At 51.6% G+C, this 15,268-nt stretch carries 19 protein-coding genes; 8 read left to right on the forward strand and 11 right to left on the reverse strand.

Annotated elements, in window-relative coordinates; all coding sequences use genetic code 11:
- Positions 1 to 291: 291 nt before the first annotated feature.
- Entirely contained in the window at positions 292 to 666 is a 375-nt protein-coding gene (locus FY206_RS00530; RefSeq protein ID WP_032644401.1) for a helix-turn-helix domain-containing protein, read from the reverse strand.
- A gap of 242 nt (positions 667 to 908) precedes the next feature.
- Here FY206_RS00530 and FY206_RS00535 point away from each other — a divergent pair, with 242 nt between their 5' ends.
- The gene (locus FY206_RS00535) at positions 909 to 1,454 is read left to right on the forward strand and encodes a hypothetical protein (protein WP_131657970.1); all 546 of its coding nucleotides are present in this window, start codon (positions 909 to 911) and stop codon (positions 1,452 to 1,454) included.
- 20 nt (positions 1,455 to 1,474) lie between these two features.
- Positions 1,475 to 1,828, forward strand: coding sequence for a hypothetical protein (locus FY206_RS00540; RefSeq protein WP_071994445.1), 354 nt, complete (start codon positions 1,475 to 1,477; stop codon positions 1,826 to 1,828).
- A 57-nt stretch (positions 1,829 to 1,885) separates the two neighbouring features.
- On the opposite strand, the gene FY206_RS00545 is transcribed toward FY206_RS00540, so the two are convergent.
- On the reverse strand, positions 1,886 to 3,148 hold the full coding sequence (locus FY206_RS00545) for a tyrosine-type recombinase/integrase (protein ID WP_032644403.1): 1,263 nt from the start codon (positions 3,146 to 3,148) through the stop codon (positions 1,886 to 1,888).
- A 193-nt stretch (positions 3,149 to 3,341) separates the two neighbouring features.
- A complete protein-coding gene (locus tag FY206_RS00550) occupies positions 3,342 to 4,205 on the reverse strand; it encodes a YicC/YloC family endoribonuclease (RefSeq protein ID WP_008502687.1) in 864 nt (287 codons plus the stop codon).
- 125 nt (positions 4,206 to 4,330) lie between these two features.
- Between FY206_RS00550 and rph the strand changes: the two genes are divergently transcribed.
- A complete protein-coding gene (gene rph, locus FY206_RS00555; protein ID WP_006177715.1) occupies positions 4,331 to 5,047 on the forward strand; it encodes a ribonuclease PH in 717 nt (238 codons plus the stop codon).
- A 67-nt stretch (positions 5,048 to 5,114) separates the two neighbouring features.
- Positions 5,115 to 5,756: an orotate phosphoribosyltransferase gene (gene pyrE / locus FY206_RS00560; protein ID WP_032644404.1), complete on the forward strand. Its 642-nt coding sequence runs from the start codon at positions 5,115 to 5,117 to the stop codon at positions 5,754 to 5,756.
- 82 nt (positions 5,757 to 5,838) lie between these two features.
- Here the strand turns inward: pyrE and slmA are convergent, their stop codons facing one another.
- The 3 genes from slmA to coaBC all read right to left on the reverse strand — a co-directional run bounded on the left by slmA (position 5,839) and on the right by coaBC (position 8,203).
- Complete coding sequence (slmA, locus tag FY206_RS00565) at positions 5,839 to 6,435, reverse strand: nucleoid occlusion factor SlmA (protein WP_008502690.1); 597 nt, start codon at positions 6,433 to 6,435, stop codon at positions 5,839 to 5,841.
- A gap of 120 nt (positions 6,436 to 6,555) precedes the next feature.
- Positions 6,556 to 7,014: a dUTP diphosphatase gene (gene dut, locus FY206_RS00570; RefSeq protein ID WP_008502691.1), complete on the reverse strand. Its 459-nt coding sequence runs from the start codon at positions 7,012 to 7,014 to the stop codon at positions 6,556 to 6,558.
- Complete coding sequence (gene coaBC / locus FY206_RS00575) at positions 6,992 to 8,203, reverse strand: bifunctional phosphopantothenoylcysteine decarboxylase/phosphopantothenate--cysteine ligase CoaBC (protein ID WP_086379674.1); 1,212 nt, start codon at positions 8,201 to 8,203, stop codon at positions 6,992 to 6,994. The genes dut and coaBC overlap by 23 nt, the downstream gene beginning before the upstream one ends.
- A 171-nt stretch (positions 8,204 to 8,374) precedes the next feature.
- Here coaBC and radC point away from each other — a divergent pair, with 171 nt between their 5' ends.
- The 4 genes from radC (at position 8,375) to mutM (ending at position 10,570) form a co-directional block, all read left to right on the forward strand.
- Positions 8,375 to 9,043, forward strand: coding sequence for a RadC family protein (gene radC / locus FY206_RS00580; protein ID WP_032644406.1), 669 nt, complete (start codon positions 8,375 to 8,377; stop codon positions 9,041 to 9,043).
- Between the two features lie 218 nt (positions 9,044 to 9,261).
- The gene (gene rpmB, locus FY206_RS00585; protein ID WP_002436699.1) at positions 9,262 to 9,498 is read left to right on the forward strand and encodes a 50S ribosomal protein L28; all 237 of its coding nucleotides are present in this window, start codon (positions 9,262 to 9,264) and stop codon (positions 9,496 to 9,498) included.
- A gap of 22 nt (positions 9,499 to 9,520) precedes the next feature.
- Positions 9,521 to 9,688 carry a 50S ribosomal protein L33 gene (gene rpmG, locus FY206_RS00590; RefSeq protein WP_003024094.1) on the forward strand — a complete coding sequence of 56 codons (168 nt, stop codon included), beginning with the start codon at positions 9,521 to 9,523 and terminating at the stop codon, positions 9,686 to 9,688.
- A 72-nt stretch (positions 9,689 to 9,760) separates the two neighbouring features.
- Entirely contained in the window at positions 9,761 to 10,570 is an 810-nt protein-coding gene (gene mutM, locus FY206_RS00595; protein ID WP_023309890.1) for a bifunctional DNA-formamidopyrimidine glycosylase/DNA-(apurinic or apyrimidinic site) lyase, read from the forward strand.
- Between the two features lie 2 nt (positions 10,571 to 10,572).
- Here the strand turns inward: mutM and coaD are convergent, their stop codons facing one another.
- The 5 genes from coaD to FY206_RS00620 form a co-directional block, all read right to left on the reverse strand.
- Positions 10,573 to 11,052, reverse strand: a complete 480-nt coding sequence (gene coaD / locus FY206_RS00600; protein ID WP_032644407.1) for a pantetheine-phosphate adenylyltransferase — start codon at positions 11,050 to 11,052, stop codon at positions 10,573 to 10,575.
- Positions 11,053 to 11,055: 3 nt separating this feature from the next.
- Positions 11,056 to 11,826 (reverse strand): glycosyltransferase family 2 protein, encoded by a 771-nt coding sequence (locus FY206_RS00605; protein ID WP_032644408.1) that lies wholly within the window; start codon positions 11,824 to 11,826, stop codon positions 11,056 to 11,058.
- On the reverse strand, positions 11,826 to 13,100 hold the full coding sequence (gene waaA, locus FY206_RS00610) for a lipid IV(A) 3-deoxy-D-manno-octulosonic acid transferase (protein ID WP_032644409.1): 1,275 nt from the start codon (positions 13,098 to 13,100) through the stop codon (positions 11,826 to 11,828). Before waaA ends, FY206_RS00605 begins: the two co-directional genes overlap by 1 nt.
- Before the next feature lie 66 nt (positions 13,101 to 13,166).
- On the reverse strand, positions 13,167 to 14,156 hold the full coding sequence (locus FY206_RS00615) for a glycosyltransferase (RefSeq protein ID WP_032644410.1): 990 nt from the start codon (positions 14,154 to 14,156) through the stop codon (positions 13,167 to 13,169).
- Positions 14,157 to 14,167: 11 nt separating this feature from the next.
- Positions 14,168 to 15,268, reverse strand: a complete 1,101-nt coding sequence (locus tag FY206_RS00620) for a glycosyltransferase (RefSeq protein ID WP_032644411.1) — start codon at positions 15,266 to 15,268, stop codon at positions 14,168 to 14,170.

Here is a 15,268-nt window from a genome sequence, read left to right on the forward strand (position 1 = left end):
GTTTCAAAACAAAAGTTCAGCGGCGGAAAATTTCAGATTTCCATGTGAAAAGTTTCGCACCTACTGAGCAAAATAGGTGAGCTTGGTAGATCTTGAGAACAGCCTTTTTGGGCTGCTCTCAGCGAATACTATGATAAAAAGAATGACTATTTTTACTACATTAGATTGGTTTTTAAGGAGTGATTATTAATCAATTAACTCGAAATGATATAAATGTTATGGAATTAAAATAAGGAGATTTCATGGCATAGACATATTTATGTCTAAAAAGCTTCTTGAAAGATAGATTAATTATGTGTATTCATCTAGGAACATGATTAGAACCCTGCGTTGTTCATGTGTTAAACGAGGCCAAATTTGTTCAAATCTATTCTTTAAGTCTACATCTTTCACTGGAACAAATTCTGGTTGTTCGTTATTACCAGAGGAGTTCTCATCAAAGCAATCAATGAAAAACCAACCAATTGGCGTATTCATTTTTATGGCAATATTTACAAGATGTGCGACATTAATTTTATTGGCTCCTCTTTCATAACGTGAAAGTTGTTGCTGGGAAATATCCGCATACTCGGCTAATTGCTGTGCAGTCATGCCAAGTTCTTTTCTGCGCCTCTGGATACGTTGCCCTACCAACTTGTCTGTAGATTCAGATGAAAGCTTCGCCATTTTCCCGCCTCATTTCTAACGTATATGTCTATAAATGACATTTTGCGGGTGTTTTACTCTTGCATGAACATCAATAATGGACTATAAACTGATCTTTACTCCTTTATGGATGCTTTGATCTCAAGGACATCCATTTTTCTTTCTTTCAACCGCCATAAAGGGACTTAACTGAAATTTGTTCTTGCTCCATTAATCTAGCAAGTAACAGTTTTTTCTAATAACCTATCTTAAATGAGTGAAATATGAAAAATTTATCTGTCGCTAAAATGTTAAGTATATCTTTGTTTTTTTCTTGTAACATTGTTTATTCCTCTCCTAATAATATCCATTTACAGGAAACAGTAAGTTCAGTGTCAAATCAGCAAGATGGAGTGACAAATGATGATGTATTAAAACACTTGTCTGAAAAATACAGTAATGAAATCTCAAATTTGGGACTTACAGAAAATCAACTCAACTCTAATATTTATGTTCGCGCAAGTTTGAATGATAACTTTGTATTTTTCTCAAATCTGAAACAGTTTATCTCTGTTTTTTACGACCTTCCAAATCTTCAGTCGGTTAAAGTTGTTAAGTATAATAATTATATAGGTTTCAAAGTAAAACTTGCTGGCCGTCCTTCAGCTGGATTTGCACTCTATCAAGAGGGGAATGAGTTTTTCTTGAAGGGTGTTATAAATGAAAAAGGACTTATTGCGGCTGAGAATATAGAAGAGGAGGGGCTGGTATTTAACTCATATTATTCAGTCGCTTTTGTTGTATTTAATAAGAATGGTGTTAAATATTAATCTTATATATAGATGCAGATATGAAAATTTTGACGGCTCTACCACTGCTGATTTTGTGTTTTTCAGCCAAAGCGAGTGATTTTAAAAAAATAAATGGAACACTCTCTTTGTATCAAAGCAAAAATCACACTACCTTTAGTATTAATTCTTCACTTGGCACTACATCGGGAGTATGTGAAATAGGAGGTGAATTAACACTTATTGATGCACGTAAAGGGCAACGTAACCGTTGGGTTTATAGTGACCAGTCAAGCATGTGTGTTGTGTTGATTAGTGAATTAGATAATGGTGCCATGCAGGTTATCTCGAAGGATTGTGATAAACACTGTAGTGTAACATCTATAGGCTCTATAAACGGCACATATAAAAAATGAAAGATTACTTTAGCCTGAAACTAATCAGGCTAAAGTAAATATTAATAGATTAAAATATTACGCTATTTCTTTTCTTATTGGTTCTACGTTGTAATTATTACCCTTTTCCAATGTTGTAAGTAGCTCAGCCCATACAGTCAAAGCTTGCTTACGTTCTTCAAAGTATTGATAGCGATTATATATGCCTTCAACGCCTTTGATTTTATGATTTAAGCAGCGTTCTGCTATCACCGGATCTACCCCCAGCGCAGCTAAATGGGAGCGGGCTGTTCGCCGAAAATCATGAATCGTGAAATTTGGCACATCTGGCATATTTGATCTTATTTTAGCCAACGCTACTGGTAATGTACTTTCCTGAATATGAGGAATCATGCGGTGTTGCATTTTTCTTGCTGGGAGAACCCATTCACTGTTGCCGGCCATGATTTTTAATTCTTTAATCCAGCCAACAACGGGTACAGCCAGCGGGATATCAATCCCATCGCCGTTTTTAACGCGCTCAGCAGGTAAATGCCAGACGCCTTCATCCAGATCAAATTCTGACCATCTGGCACCACACAATTCCATCTTACGGCAGCATAGGGCTAAAATGAGCTTCATTGTTAGTTCATTTTGACGGGAAAACCCTTTGGTCAAAGGCATTACCTGAAAAAGCTGTACCAGCTCTTCTCGGCTTAACCAGCGTTCACGGCTTTGTTCTTGTCCTCCGGCATCAGAGATGTCAAATGCACTTGCTGGATTAGCAGCCAGCATGTGCCGCTTGATTCCATAATCAAAGATCCGTCGAGTCCATCTGAGGACGTCATTGGCAACGGTAGGCGCACCTCGTTGAAGGATCTTTTGCAACATATCATCAATATGATAGGGGCGAACGTCCTCTATTCGCAGGTTGCCTATGTTTGGATTTATATCTTTTTCGATTCGGCGGCGCAGTATGTCGGGGTGCTTCCAGCGTTTAAGTATCTGGCGTTCAAAATATTCGCTGGCTAATTGGGATACCCGAAGTGCATGTTTTTCAGACTCTATTTTTTTGAGGGCGTCAGCTTTTCGTTCTTGCTTCTCTCCGGCAACGTCATAACCCAATGCTACACGTGCAGAGAGTTCTTTGGCGGTCTCTCGCGCTTTTGCTAGTGAGAGTTCAGCATAGGAACCGATACCCATTACCCGCTGTTTTCCAGAGAAACGATAGCGAAAACGCCAGAATGGAGCAGCATATTTCTTTGGAAAACAGAGAGATAAACCATTGCCATCTGACCTTGCTTCGAAGCGTTCGTCAGCTCTGATCCATGCCTTGATTTGTATGTCTGTCATTTTTGCCATATATGACTCTGCTTATGTGCTGTGTGTACATAATCATGATGCCATAAAAGTCATTATGTACATAGTTAAGTACACGCTAAACATGTGCTGTAGTGATACATGATGAGACAAGGTGATAAAGATATAGCCCGTATTAACGGGCTATTAGAGGTGGTCTTAGCTTGGGTGAGACAAGGTGAGATCGTCTGAGATATTACTCAATGTTCTGGATCTGCTCGCGCATCTGCTCAATCAGCACTTTCAGCTCAATCGCTGAATTGGTCACTTCTGCATTGATCGACTTAGACGCCAGGGTGTTCGACTCGCGATTGAACTCCTGCATCATAAAGTCCAGACGGCGGCCGACAGCTTCTTTCTTCTTCAGAATGTTGTAGGTCTCTTTGACGTGCGCTTCCAGACGGTCCAGCTCTTCAGCGACATCAATACGCTGCGCCATCAGCACCAGCTCTTGTTCCAGACGGGTATTTTCCAGCTGAACTTCCGCTTCTTCCAGTTTGGCGACAAGGCGCTCGCGCTGCCATTGCAGCACTTCTGGCATATGGGTGCGGACTTTGGCCACTTCGGCGCTCACGCCTTCAAGACGCTGCTCAATCATCGCTTTCAGCGCCTGGCCTTCGGTTTCGCGGGCAACGATAAAGTCGTCCAGCGTGCCGTCGAGGGCTGCCAGGATTTCAGCGGCAATGGCGTCCAGATCCTGCTCACCGGCGGCCATAACGCCAGGCCAGCGCAGAATATCAACCGGGTTGATTTCGCCTTCGTCGCTCTGCATTTTCACCCAGTTCGCCGCATTGACGAGCTGTTTCGCCAGTTTTTCATTGAGGATGAGTTCGCCCTGCGCGCTGGCATCGGGCTCAAAGCGCAGGTTACATTCCACTTTCCCGCGCGTCAGACGTGTACGGATACGTTCACGTACAACAGGCTCAAGGCTGCGAAACTGCTCCGGCATACGGAAATACGTTTCCAGGTAACGCTGGTTTACCGAGCGCATTTCCCATGTGGCGCTACCCCAGCTACCCTTGATTTCACGCCGGGCGTAGGCGGTCATACTGCGGATCATAGACATTCCCGTTTTTAAAGGAGAGATGGGGGGATTATAGCTTTCGGGGGCTTCACAGGATAGGAATAAGCGCCCTTTATCCGTATAATGCGCAGCCACATTCGTTTCAAGCCGGAGAATCCATCATGCGTCCATCAGGCCGTAGCGCCAATCAGGTGCGTCCCGTCACCCTGACCCGTAACTATACAAAACACGCTGAAGGCTCCGTGCTGGTTGAGTTTGGTGACACTAAAGTGCTGTGCACAGCCTCCATCGAAGAAGGCGTTCCGCGCTTCCTGAAAGGTCAGGGTCAGGGCTGGATCACCGCAGAATACGGCATGCTGCCGCGTGCGACCCATACCCGTAACGCCCGTGAAGCGGCAAAGGGTAAGCAGGGCGGTCGTACCATGGAGATTCAGCGTCTGATCGCGCGTGCGCTGCGCGCCGCCGTTGATCTGAAAGTTCTCGGCGAGTTCACCATCACGCTGGACTGTGACGTGATTCAGGCAGACGGCGGCACGCGTACCGCGTCCATTACCGGTGCCTGCGTGGCGCTGGCGGATGCTCTGAACAAGCTGGTTGCTGCCGGTAAGCTGAAAACCAACCCAATGAAGGGCATGGTTGCGGCGGTTTCCGTGGGTATCGTTAACGGCGAAGCGCTTTGCGATCTGGAATACGTTGAAGATTCCGCAGCCGAAACCGACATGAACGTGGTGATGACCGAAGATGGCCGCATCATTGAGGTGCAGGGCACGGCGGAAGGCGAGCCGTTCACCCACGAAGAGCTTCTCTCCCTGCTGGCGTTGGCCCGAGGGGGAATCGAATCCATTGTAACGACGCAGAAAGCGGCGTTAGAAAATTGATTTTAAAGGCGACCAATGAGTCGCCTTTTTTTTGCCTGTAAGACAGAAAAACCAAAGGAGCAAATCCATGAAATCGTATCAGCGCCAGTTTATTGAGTTTGCGCTTAACAAGCAGGTACTTAAGTTTGGCGAATTTACGCTGAAATCCGGGCGCAAGAGTCCCTATTTCTTCAACGCCGGGCTGTTTAATACCGGGCGCGATCTGGCATTGTTAGGCCGTTTCTATGCCGAAGCGCTGGTGGATTCCGGGATTGATTTTGACCTGCTGTTTGGCCCGGCCTATAAAGGCATTCCGATTGCGACCACCACCGCGGTGGCGCTGGCGGAGCACCATGACCGCGACGTGCCGTACTGCTTCAACCGCAAAGAGGCCAAAACCCACGGTGAAGGCGGGAATCTGGTCGGCAGCGCGCTGCAGGGCCGCGTCATGCTGGTGGACGATGTGATCACCGCGGGCACGGCAATCCGTGAATCGATGGAGATTATCCAGGCCAACGGTGCGACGCTGGCTGGCGTGCTGATTTCACTGGATCGCCAGGAGCGTGGTCGCGGAGAAATTTCCGCTATTCAGGAAGTCGAACGCGATTACGGCTGCAAAGTGACGTCGATTATCACCCTGAAAGATCTGATTGCGTATCTGGAAGAGAAGCCGGAGATGGCGGACCATCTGGCGGCGGTACGTGCATACCGGGAAGCGTTCGGGGTTTAATTGCTACGCCCGGTGGCGCTACGCTTACCGGGCCTACCCGTTCGTAGGCCGGATAAGGCAAAGCCGTCATCCGGCGACGGCATTACTGTAATTGTGCTGCCACTAACGGCCAGCGGGCGTCAAAATCGTCCGTTGGACGGTATTTGAACTCGCTACGCACAAAGCGGGAGAGCATCCCTTCACAAAACGCCAGTATCTGGCTCGCCAGCAGCGTTTCATCAATGCTATAACCCTCGCCTTCACGCATTTTCTTCTCGCGCAGTACCTGGCGCAGCTGCGCTTCAATACGCTCGAAAAGCTGGTTAATGCGGCCCTGCAGTCTGTCCTGTTCAAACATCAGCGCGTGGCCGGTGAGGATGCGGGTTAAGCCCGGATTGCGTTCACCGAAGCCCAGGATTAACAGCACAATCAGACGCAGACGCGCGGTGGTGTCTTTTTCGTCTTTCAGAATCAGGTTGATGCGCGTGATCAGGCTGTCTTCGATAAATTCGATCAGGCTGTCGAACATCCGGGTTTTGCTCGGAAAATGACGGTACAGCGCCGCCTCAGACACGCCTACAGAGGCGGCCAGTTTAGCGGTGGTGATGCGTTGACTGCCATCGCTGGATTCAAGCATCAGAGCCAGAGATTGAAGTATTTCTTCGCGACGATTCCTTTTCGCGGTTTGTTTTTCTGCCATGTTACAAAATACCCCTGAAAATAAGCACTTGCCAGGCTGGCATCCACACAGCGACCGCAAACTGGCGTTTGCGGTTTGTTATTGCATTATGGCGCTGTGAGATGCGTGTCTGTCGGGCCGTTATTTGCGCCCGGAATGGCCGAAGCCGCCTTCGCCACGGTCGGTGGCGTCAAAGTCTGCCACCAGGTTAAATTCTGCCTGTACCACCGGTACAAAGACCATCTGTGCGATACGCTCGCCCGGTTCAATGGTGAAGCTGTCCTGGCCACGGTTCCAGACGGAGACCATCAGCTGACCCTGGTAGTCGGAGTCGATCAGGCCGACCAGGTTACCCAGCACCACGCCGTGCTTATGACCCAGGCCAGAACGCGGCAGGATCACCGCTGCCAGTGACGGGTCAGCAATGTGAATCGCCAGGCCCGTTGGCACCAGGGTAGTGGCGCCCGGCGCCAGCTCTACGGCGTCATCGAGACAGGCGCGCAGGTCAAGACCGGCAGAGCCGGAGGTGGCATAGGTTGGCAGCGGGAATTGCTCGCCAACACGCGGGTCCAGAATCTTAACGTCGATTTTTTTCATCATAACGGGTAACGATCTCGTCCAGTAATTGTTGGCCCAGGAGTTCCTTGCGCTCAAGCGGTAAGACTTTATCTCCATCCTGCCAGAAAAGGTGCAGTGCGTTGCTGTCGCTGTTAAATCCTTGTGTGGCCAGCGATACGTCGTTCGCGCAAATCAAATCGAGGTTTTTGCGGGTACGTTTTTGCCGGGCATATTCTTCCACATTATTCGTTTCTGCGGCAAACCCAACAACGTATGGACGATGGTTTTTTAGTGCGGCGACACCGGCAACAATGTCCGGGTTTTTCACCATTTTTAGTGTTAATTCATCGCCTTGCTTTTTAATTTTCGCCTCGGCGATCGTCTCGGCACGATAGTCTGCCACGGCCGCACAGCCGATAAAAATCTGCTGGCGTTGGGCATGCGCCTGTACGGCGGCTTCCATCTCCAGCGCGGTGGTAACGTCGATACGCTTAACAAACGCAGGCGTAGGCAGCGATACTGGGCCGCTCACCAGCGTGACGTTCGCGCCGCGTCTTGCGGCGGCGGCGGCAATCGCAAAGCCCATTTTGCCGGAGCTGTGGTTGGTGATGTAGCGCACCGGATCCAGCGGCTCGCGCGTGGGGCCCGCGGTAATCATGATGTTGAGATGTTGCAGATCGTTGACAGGCGAAAAATGGGCTGCGGCCATATCAACAATCGTCAGCGGATCAAGCATGCGGCCCGGGCCGACGTCGCCGCAGGCCTGGCTGCCGCTGTCCGGACCCCAGATAAGCAGGCCGCGTGAGGCCAGCGTCTCCAGATTGTGCTGGGTAGCCGCGTTACGGTACATCTGCTGGTTCATGGCAGGAACGACGGCGACAGGCGCAGGCGTGGCCAGACAAATGGTGGAGACCAGGTCGTTTGCCATACCGGCCGCCACGCGCGCGATTAAATCCGCCGTGGCGGGGGCGAGGATAACCAGGTCAGCCCATTTACCCAGCTCAATATGGCCCATTGCGGCTTCGGCGGCCGGGTCGAGCAGGCTGTCAGAAACCGGGTATCCTGATACGGCCTGCAGGCTCAGGGGAGTGATAAAGGCTTTACCGCCTTCGGTTATCGCGACCCGCACGTCTGCTCCGCGCTCGCGCAGACGACGCACCAGTTCCGGCGCTTTATAGGCAGCAATGCCGCCGCTCACGCCAAGAGCGATTTTTTTACCGGCCAGGCTCATCATGATTCTTTCCTGTTGGGTTTCACCAGAGAGCGGGCATTTTATCACAATCCCCAAAGCGGGGTGATTTTGTGCTTCGTCCACTTTGCGAGGCGCTACGCAAGAACGCAATCTAGCCGTCGAGCGACGGATTGCCCTGTGGCAGCATGAGGTAAAAAAGGGAGAAAGAGCATGGAAGAAGAGGATGAGCTGCTGCTACCGCGCGAAAAACTACTGCGTTATGGCGTCACCCTGTTGAAAGACGATGAACTGCTGGCGCTCTTTTTGCGTACCGGAACGCCCGGAAAAACGGTGTTCACGCTGGCAAAAGAGCTGATATTACATTTTGGTTCGCTGTACGGTTTACTGACCGCCGATCTGGCGCAGTTTAAGCACGTTGAGGGGATCGGCGTGGCGAAATATGCCCAGTTGAGGGGCATTGCAGAACTTGCCCGCCGTTTTTACAATGTCCGCATGGAGGAGGAAGATCCGATCCTGACGCCCGCGATGACGCGCGAATTTGTGCAAAGCCAGTTAACCGATATTGAACGCGAGATCTTTATGGTGATCTTTGTCGATAACAGAAACCGGGTGCTGAAACATAGCTGTCTCTTTGCGGGCACATTGAGCCACGTTGAGGTGCATCCGCGTGAAATTGTGCGCGAAGCGATAAAAGTGAATGCAGCGGGCGTGATCCTCGCGCATAATCACCCCTCTGGCTGTGCAGAACCGAGCAGAGCTGACAAAGAAATCACCGAGCGCATTATAAAATGCTGTCAATTCATGGACATTCGTGTGCTGGACCATCTGATAATTGGCCGCGGAGAGTACCTTTCTTTTGCAGAACATGGCTGGATTTAGGCTATTTCTCGCGATCCATCGGGATCTTTGTCTGTTCGGGACTTGAGCACACCGCCGAGTCAGCGTATACTACGCCACCTTTGAGAATCTCGGGTTTGGCATTTGGGCCTGGCAATCGAGAGTTCACTTAGAACTATGCGATGACCGGGCTGTAAAGCCTGACGAGGCGCCGATACCCCATACGAAGCTCGAGCTAATTTGATTTTTGGAGAATAGACATGTCCCGAGTCTGCCAAGTTACTGGCAAGCGTCCGGTGACCGGTAACAACCGTTCCCACGCACTGAACGCGACTAAACGCCGTTTCCTGCCGAACCTGCACTCTCACCGTTTCTGGGTTGAGAGCGAGAAGCGTTTTGTCACCCTGCGCGTATCTGCTAAAGGTATGCGTGTAATCGATAAGAAAGGCATCGATACAGTTCTGTCCGAACTGCGTGCCCGTGGCGAAAAGTACTAAGTACTTAAAGAGGAAATAAATCATGGCTAAAGGTATTCGCGAGAAAATCAAGCTGGTTTCTTCTGCTGGTACAGGTCACTTCTACACCACCACGAAGAACAAACGTACTAAGCCGGAAAAACTGGAACTGAAAAAATTCGATCCAGTTGTACGCCAGCACGTACTGTACAAAGAAGCTAAAATCAAATAATTTTAGCCTCCTTGTATCGAAAAACCCCGCAACTGCGGGGTTTTTTGCATTCTGTATCTCAACGGAGGAACCATGCCTGAATTACCTGAGGTAGAAACCAGCCGTCGCGGCATTGAGCCCCATCTGGTCGGCGCGACGATTCTTCACGCGGTTGTCCGTAACGGACGTTTGCGCTGGCCGGTGTCCGATGAGATCCACGCGTTAAGTGACAAACCTGTTCTTAGCGTGCAGCGCCGCGCGAAATATCTGCTGCTGGAGCTGCCCGACGGCTGGATTATTATCCATCTGGGGATGTCCGGGAGCCTGCGCATCCTTACCGAAGAACTACCCGCGGAAAAGCACGACCACGTCGATCTGGTGATGAGCAACGGCAAAGTGCTCCGTTACACCGACCCACGGCGCTTTGGCGCGTGGCTGTGGACGAAAGAGCTGGAAGGCCATAACGTGCTGGCGCATCTGGGCCCTGAACCGCTCTCAGACGCGTTTAACGCGGAATACCTGAAAGCGAAGTGCGCGAAGAAGAAAAGCCCGATTAAGCCCTGGCTGATGGATAACAAACTGGTGGTCGGCGTGGGGAATATCTATGCCAGCGAATCGCTGTTTGCGGCCGGGATCCATCCCGATCGGCTGGCCTCTTCGCTGTCGGCGCAGGAGTGCGAGCTGCTGGTTCGGGTGATAAAAGCCGTATTGCTGCGCTCAATTGAGCAGGGCGGGACTACGCTGAAGGACTTCCTGCAAAGTGACGGCAAGCCGGGCTATTTCGCCCAGGAGCTGCAGGTGTATGGCCGTAAAGGCGAACCGTGCCGAGTCTGCGGCACGCCAGTTATTGCCACGAAGCACGCCCAGCGCGCCACGTTCTACTGCCGTCAGTGCCAGAAATAGGGCTACTTTAGCTTTTCCATCAACGCCTGGTGGACGTTAGCCGGCAGGAAATGAGTAACATCGCCGTGATGGCGCGCCACCTCTTTTACCAGCGTGGAAGAGATAAACGACCACTCTTTGGAGGGCATCAGGAACACGCTCTCCAGCTCCGGCATCAGGTGGCGGTTCATGTGCGCCAGCTGCATCTCATATTCGAAGTCTGCCACCGCGCGTAAACCCCGAATCAGAATATTGGCCTGCTGGGCGCGGGCGAAGTTAGCCATCAGATCGCTAAACCCGACCACCTCAACGTTCGGCAGATGCGAAATGGCATCGGTGGCGAGCTTTACGCGCTCGTTGAGGTCAAACATCGGCTTTTTGCTGGGGCTGGCGGCAATCGCCAGGATCACCTTATCGAACATGCACGCCGCACGTGTGATGATATCAAGATGACCGTTGGTGATCGGATCGAAGGTACCCGGATAAATCGCTTTTGTGCTCATGGCTCACGTTTTCTCTGAGTAGCCGCGGCAGAGCGCCCACAGCTCGGTGTATTTGTTGAAAGTATACTGGGCATTGACGACGGCGAGTAACCATCCCTGTTTACCGTCCAGCACGCCACCACGCAGCAGCAGCGTTTTCAGAAACGCGCCCAGCGTGTGGGTGAATATACCCGTCAGCGAGGCCTTCTTGCCGCGCTGGTGACGCTCCTGCGCCCATGCGGTGGCATAGTTAAGCTGTTTGCGCTGGAAGCTCGCGAAATCACGGCAGGTCAGGTGCAGCAAATCGCCCGTCAGGGGGATGACCTGGGCGCTATCGCAGCTCAGGGATTCATGGACCAGATTGTTGTTGTACTGATAACGCTCGCGCTCGTAGAGGCGCATTACGCGATCAGGATACCAGCCGCTGTGGCGCATAAAACGGCCAAGGAAGTAGTTTCGACGGGCAATGCTGTATACGGCGCCAGGCTGGGGCGAGGAAAGCACCGCCTGAATGGCCTGCTGGAGTTCTGGCGTAACGCGCTCGTCAGTATCAAGCACCAGGACATAATCACCGGAAGCAAAACCCTGCGCGCGCTGGCGCTGGGTGCCATAGCCTTGCCAGTCCGTATTGGTAAAGACCTTTGCACCCGCTGCGCGGGCAACGTCCACCGTGTTGTCCGTGCTGCCGGAGTCAAGAATGACTATCTCGTCAGCCCAGGCAACGGAGGCCAGGCAGTCCGGAAGCAGGTCGGCGGCGTTTTTGGCGATCATCACGACCGACAGACGCGTTGACATCAGTGGCTCCGCTGGGGCAGGTAAGGTTGCAGAAGCTGCAAAAGACGGGTGAGCGCGCCCTGATTCTGGTGCAGCACTTCAACGGCATGGCGGCCGTACCACAGGCGATAATCTTCGTCAGTCAGCAGGGTCGAAACCTCTTTAACCACCGAATCCGCATCGGTCACGGTAATTAAACCCTCCGCCTGCTGTAATTTCGCGCAGATATCTTTGAAGTTAAACGTGTGCGGCCCCATCAGCACCGGAATGGCGTGAGCTGCCGGCTCGAGCGGGTTATGACCGCCGCGTTCGACCAGGCTGCCGCCGACAAACGCGAGGTCAGCAATGCCGTACAGCAGCATCAGTTCGCCCATCGTATCGCCAATCACCACCTGGGTGCTGCCGGAAGGGATCTCACCGCTGCTGCGCAAGGTGAAGCTGAAGCCGCCTTTCTGGACCATTTCACGGGCATCTTTAAAACGCTCCGGATGACGAGGCACGAGGATCAGCAGTAAATCAGGGAATTTTTCCAGCAGCTTGCGGTGAGCCTGCAGGATGATCTCTTCTTCACCGTCATGGGTGCTGGTGGCAATCCAGACCTGACGACGCGGGGCCCACTGGCGACGCAGCGTGATCGCGCGGGCGGCGAGTTCAGGGGTAACGGAAATATCAAATTTCAGGCTGCCCGTTACCGCAAGCTGGTTGCGTTTCAGGCCCAGAGAGATAAAGCGTGCCGCATCTTCTTCATTCTGCGCGGCAATCAGCGTGATCTTGCTGAGCAGGCGGCGCATAAATTTACCCAGCTTGCCGTACCCTTTCGCCGAGCGTTCTGACAGGCGCGCGTTGGCAATCACCAGCGGGATTTTACGGGCATGCAGGGCGGAAATCATGTTCGGCCACAGTTCGGTTTCCATCACAATCACCAGTTTCGGGCGAACGGTATTCAGGAAACGATTCATGGCGCAGGGCAGATCGTAAGGAAGATAGACGTGCTGCACGTCTTTACCGAAAGCGGATAACGCGCGCTCCGAGCCGGTTGGCGTCATGGTGGTGACGGTGATCGGCAGCGACGGGTAGCGGTGACGAAGGGCGCGAACCAGCGGGATCGCCGCCAGCGTTTCACCGACAGAAACGGAATGCAGCAAAATACCGTCCGGTACGACCTTATTGCGGCAGAAGCCATAGCGTTCAGCCCAGCGTTTACGATACGCAGGCGCTTTCCGGCTACGAAGCAATAGTCTCAGCCACACCAGTGGCTGAATGATGTAGAGCAGAGCGGTATACAACAATTCCAAGCGATTATCCGTTTTTTTAGTTTCGGCGGGCAAATTCTAAGCATTTAGGCCAGGTAAAGCTATCTCTTATGCCAGATACCGTTTTAAACGGAAATAACGTCGACCCAGCCGCCAGCGCAAACGCGGACTTTTAGCACTTTTCCAGATGAGTTTCCAGATGCCTGTTTCGAAGAACTCTCTAATAATTAATGATTTCTTCTTTTCATCCTTCATGTTGTCGAAGGTATGAATAATGCCCAGCCCCTCTTTGGCAATTTGCCAGTGGCAGGCAGGGATCCCTTTCACCTTATCCGGGTAGCGCTGATTGATGGCATCGAGCATCTGCAGGATTTTCATGTAGTGACGCGCGGAGCGAATCAGCGTGTCGTCATTGTCCGGCATATGGGACACCGATGCAGAGTGAATGTAGTAGTCGTAATAACGTTCACTGGTGTACTGAACCCGCTCAGCCGCGAGCAGGACTTCGGTGGTCCACGGGATATCCTGATGGCGCAGACCCGGTTCGAAATGGAAGCTGTGTTTACGAATAAAATCGTGACGATAGATATTCAACCAGGTGACGTGAAGGAATTTACGCGAATCCAGCGCCATTTTTAACCACGCAGGGCCCGTCATGACCCCTGTCGACGCCAGTTTGTCTTCAGGGAAGATCGGCCGTGAGGGTTTCTTGTTATTCTCCCAGACGTAGTTCCCGTTACAGGTGGCGACATCCAGATCCTGCGTGACGGCCATATCCAGCAGGCGCTGGTACATGCCGGGTTTAAAGACATCATCAATATCCGGGAAGGAGAGATATTGACCCGTCGCAACGGCCAGACCGGTATTACGCGCGATGGAGACGCCCTGATTTTGCTGTTCGATTACCTGCATCTGCGGGAGTTTTTCGCGCCAGTTTTCAACGATCTCCATCGAACGGTCGGTAGAGCCGTCATTGACAATGATGACTTCCATGCTGTCGATGCGTTGATTTACAAGACAGGTAAAAAACTGATCCAGGAAAGCTTCACCGTTATAAACGGCAACCACCACGCTTAACAATGGGGCTGAATTTTGCATAAGAAACCTGATTATTTTTGATTGTCGACCAGAGCAATATATTGCTGGCAAATGGCTTTGATACCGAACGACGCGATGGTTGCATCGCCAAGGACCGGCGGGGCGGTATAAATATCCGCCAGCGTTTTTGCCAGTGATTCGTCGTTCAACTCTGCCAGCCCGCGCGCTAAGTCTCCGGTAAGGATTTCGGCTGGGCCGCCCGGGCAATTTGTACTGACCGGTGGCGTCTGGCAGATAATGGCTTCAACCAGCACATTACCAAAACCTTCGCAGTCAGAACTTAACACTAAAAGGCGTGCCCCTTGAATCCAGGGATAGGGGTTGGAATCGAACGGCCGGAAAACCGTTTTGTTTTCAATACCCAGCTCGGCAGCCAGCTGCTTGAGTTTTTGGATTTGAGCGTCCGATCCGTTGCCCATCATGACCAGCGTTGTGTCAATTTTACTCAGGGCGAACGCACGCAAAAGGCGGTCGTGGCGTTTGTGCTCATGGAAGCGGCCAACGTGAATAATGTAATCCTTTCCCTGCATTTCAAAGGGTGCGTCCGCCAGACGCTGAATTTCAGGAATATCAAAAGGATTATGGATAACCGCTTTGCGCCGAAGAGTAAGCGCCAGCGTCTCGGAAAGATCTTTCAATACGGCGCCTGAGACGGCGACAACGTTTCGGTTTTCGTAGGTATGACGAATTTTAAGGTGTTTAAACCAGCGTGAAAGCCCGCTGCGATGGCGAAGATAGGAGAACGAGAACATGCCATGTACGCAGAACCAGACTTTGTCGCGTTCCAGCGCGCGGCTGTGCGCCACAATGCGGTCTGTTTTATGCAGGTGAGAGAACGCCACGTCAAATTTGCCGCTGCGCTCAGCCCGCTCAATCGCCCGATCCAGCAGCTGGGCGCGGCGTGGGATCTCCGTCAGCTTCCGCCACGGTTTTTTGCAGGTATCCTGAACAACCTGATAATCGATGCCTTCCGGGATGGTGTAGTCGCACACTTTCCGCAGAGAGAAGAGAGAGACCTGATGCCCCATTTCTATTAACCCGCGGGAGAGTGTAAGAACCGTTTTTTCAGCTCCTCCACCGGGTAAACCATCAATAATCATTAGGATGCGCAT

The sequence above is a fragment of the Enterobacter chengduensis genome (assembly GCF_001984825.2).
In the GTDB taxonomy this organism is placed as follows: Bacteria; Pseudomonadota; Gammaproteobacteria; order Enterobacterales; family Enterobacteriaceae; genus Enterobacter; species Enterobacter chengduensis.

Excerpts from the sequence above, each read along its gene's own strand:
- FY206_RS00530 (WP_032644401.1), bottom strand. The coding sequence starts at position 666 with ATGGCGAAGCTTTCATCTGAATCTACAGACAAGTTGGTAGGGCAACGT.
- FY206_RS00535 (WP_131657970.1), top strand. The coding sequence starts at position 909 with ATGAAAAATTTATCTGTCGCTAAAATGTTAAGTATATCTTTGTTTTTT.
- FY206_RS00540 (WP_071994445.1), top strand. The coding sequence starts at position 1,475 with ATGAAAATTTTGACGGCTCTACCACTGCTGATTTTGTGTTTTTCAGCC.
- FY206_RS00545 (WP_032644403.1), bottom strand. The coding sequence starts at position 3,148 with ATGGCAAAAATGACAGACATACAAATCAAGGCATGGATCAGAGCTGAC.
- FY206_RS00550 (WP_008502687.1), bottom strand. The coding sequence starts at position 4,205 with ATGATCCGCAGTATGACCGCCTACGCCCGGCGTGAAATCAAGGGTAGC.
- rph (WP_006177715.1), top strand. The coding sequence starts at position 4,331 with ATGCGTCCATCAGGCCGTAGCGCCAATCAGGTGCGTCCCGTCACCCTG.
- pyrE (WP_032644404.1), top strand. The coding sequence starts at position 5,115 with ATGAAATCGTATCAGCGCCAGTTTATTGAGTTTGCGCTTAACAAGCAG.
- slmA (WP_008502690.1), bottom strand. The coding sequence starts at position 6,435 with ATGGCAGAAAAACAAACCGCGAAAAGGAATCGTCGCGAAGAAATACTT.
- dut (WP_008502691.1), bottom strand. The coding sequence starts at position 7,014 with ATGATGAAAAAAATCGACGTTAAGATTCTGGACCCGCGTGTTGGCGAG.
- coaBC (WP_086379674.1), bottom strand. The coding sequence starts at position 8,203 with ATGAGCCTGGCCGGTAAAAAAATCGCTCTTGGCGTGAGCGGCGGCATT.
- radC (WP_032644406.1), top strand. The coding sequence starts at position 8,375 with ATGGAAGAAGAGGATGAGCTGCTGCTACCGCGCGAAAAACTACTGCGT.
- rpmB (WP_002436699.1), top strand. The coding sequence starts at position 9,262 with ATGTCCCGAGTCTGCCAAGTTACTGGCAAGCGTCCGGTGACCGGTAAC.
- rpmG (WP_003024094.1), top strand. The coding sequence starts at position 9,521 with ATGGCTAAAGGTATTCGCGAGAAAATCAAGCTGGTTTCTTCTGCTGGT.
- mutM (WP_023309890.1), top strand. The coding sequence starts at position 9,761 with ATGCCTGAATTACCTGAGGTAGAAACCAGCCGTCGCGGCATTGAGCCC.
- coaD (WP_032644407.1), bottom strand. The coding sequence starts at position 11,052 with ATGAGCACAAAAGCGATTTATCCGGGTACCTTCGATCCGATCACCAAC.
- FY206_RS00605 (WP_032644408.1), bottom strand. The coding sequence starts at position 11,826 with ATGTCAACGCGTCTGTCGGTCGTGATGATCGCCAAAAACGCCGCCGAC.
- FY206_RS00615 (WP_032644410.1), bottom strand. The coding sequence starts at position 14,156 with ATGCAAAATTCAGCCCCATTGTTAAGCGTGGTGGTTGCCGTTTATAAC.
- FY206_RS00620 (WP_032644411.1), bottom strand. The coding sequence starts at position 15,268 with ATGCGCATCCTAATGATTATTGATGGTTTACCCGGTGGAGGAGCTGAA.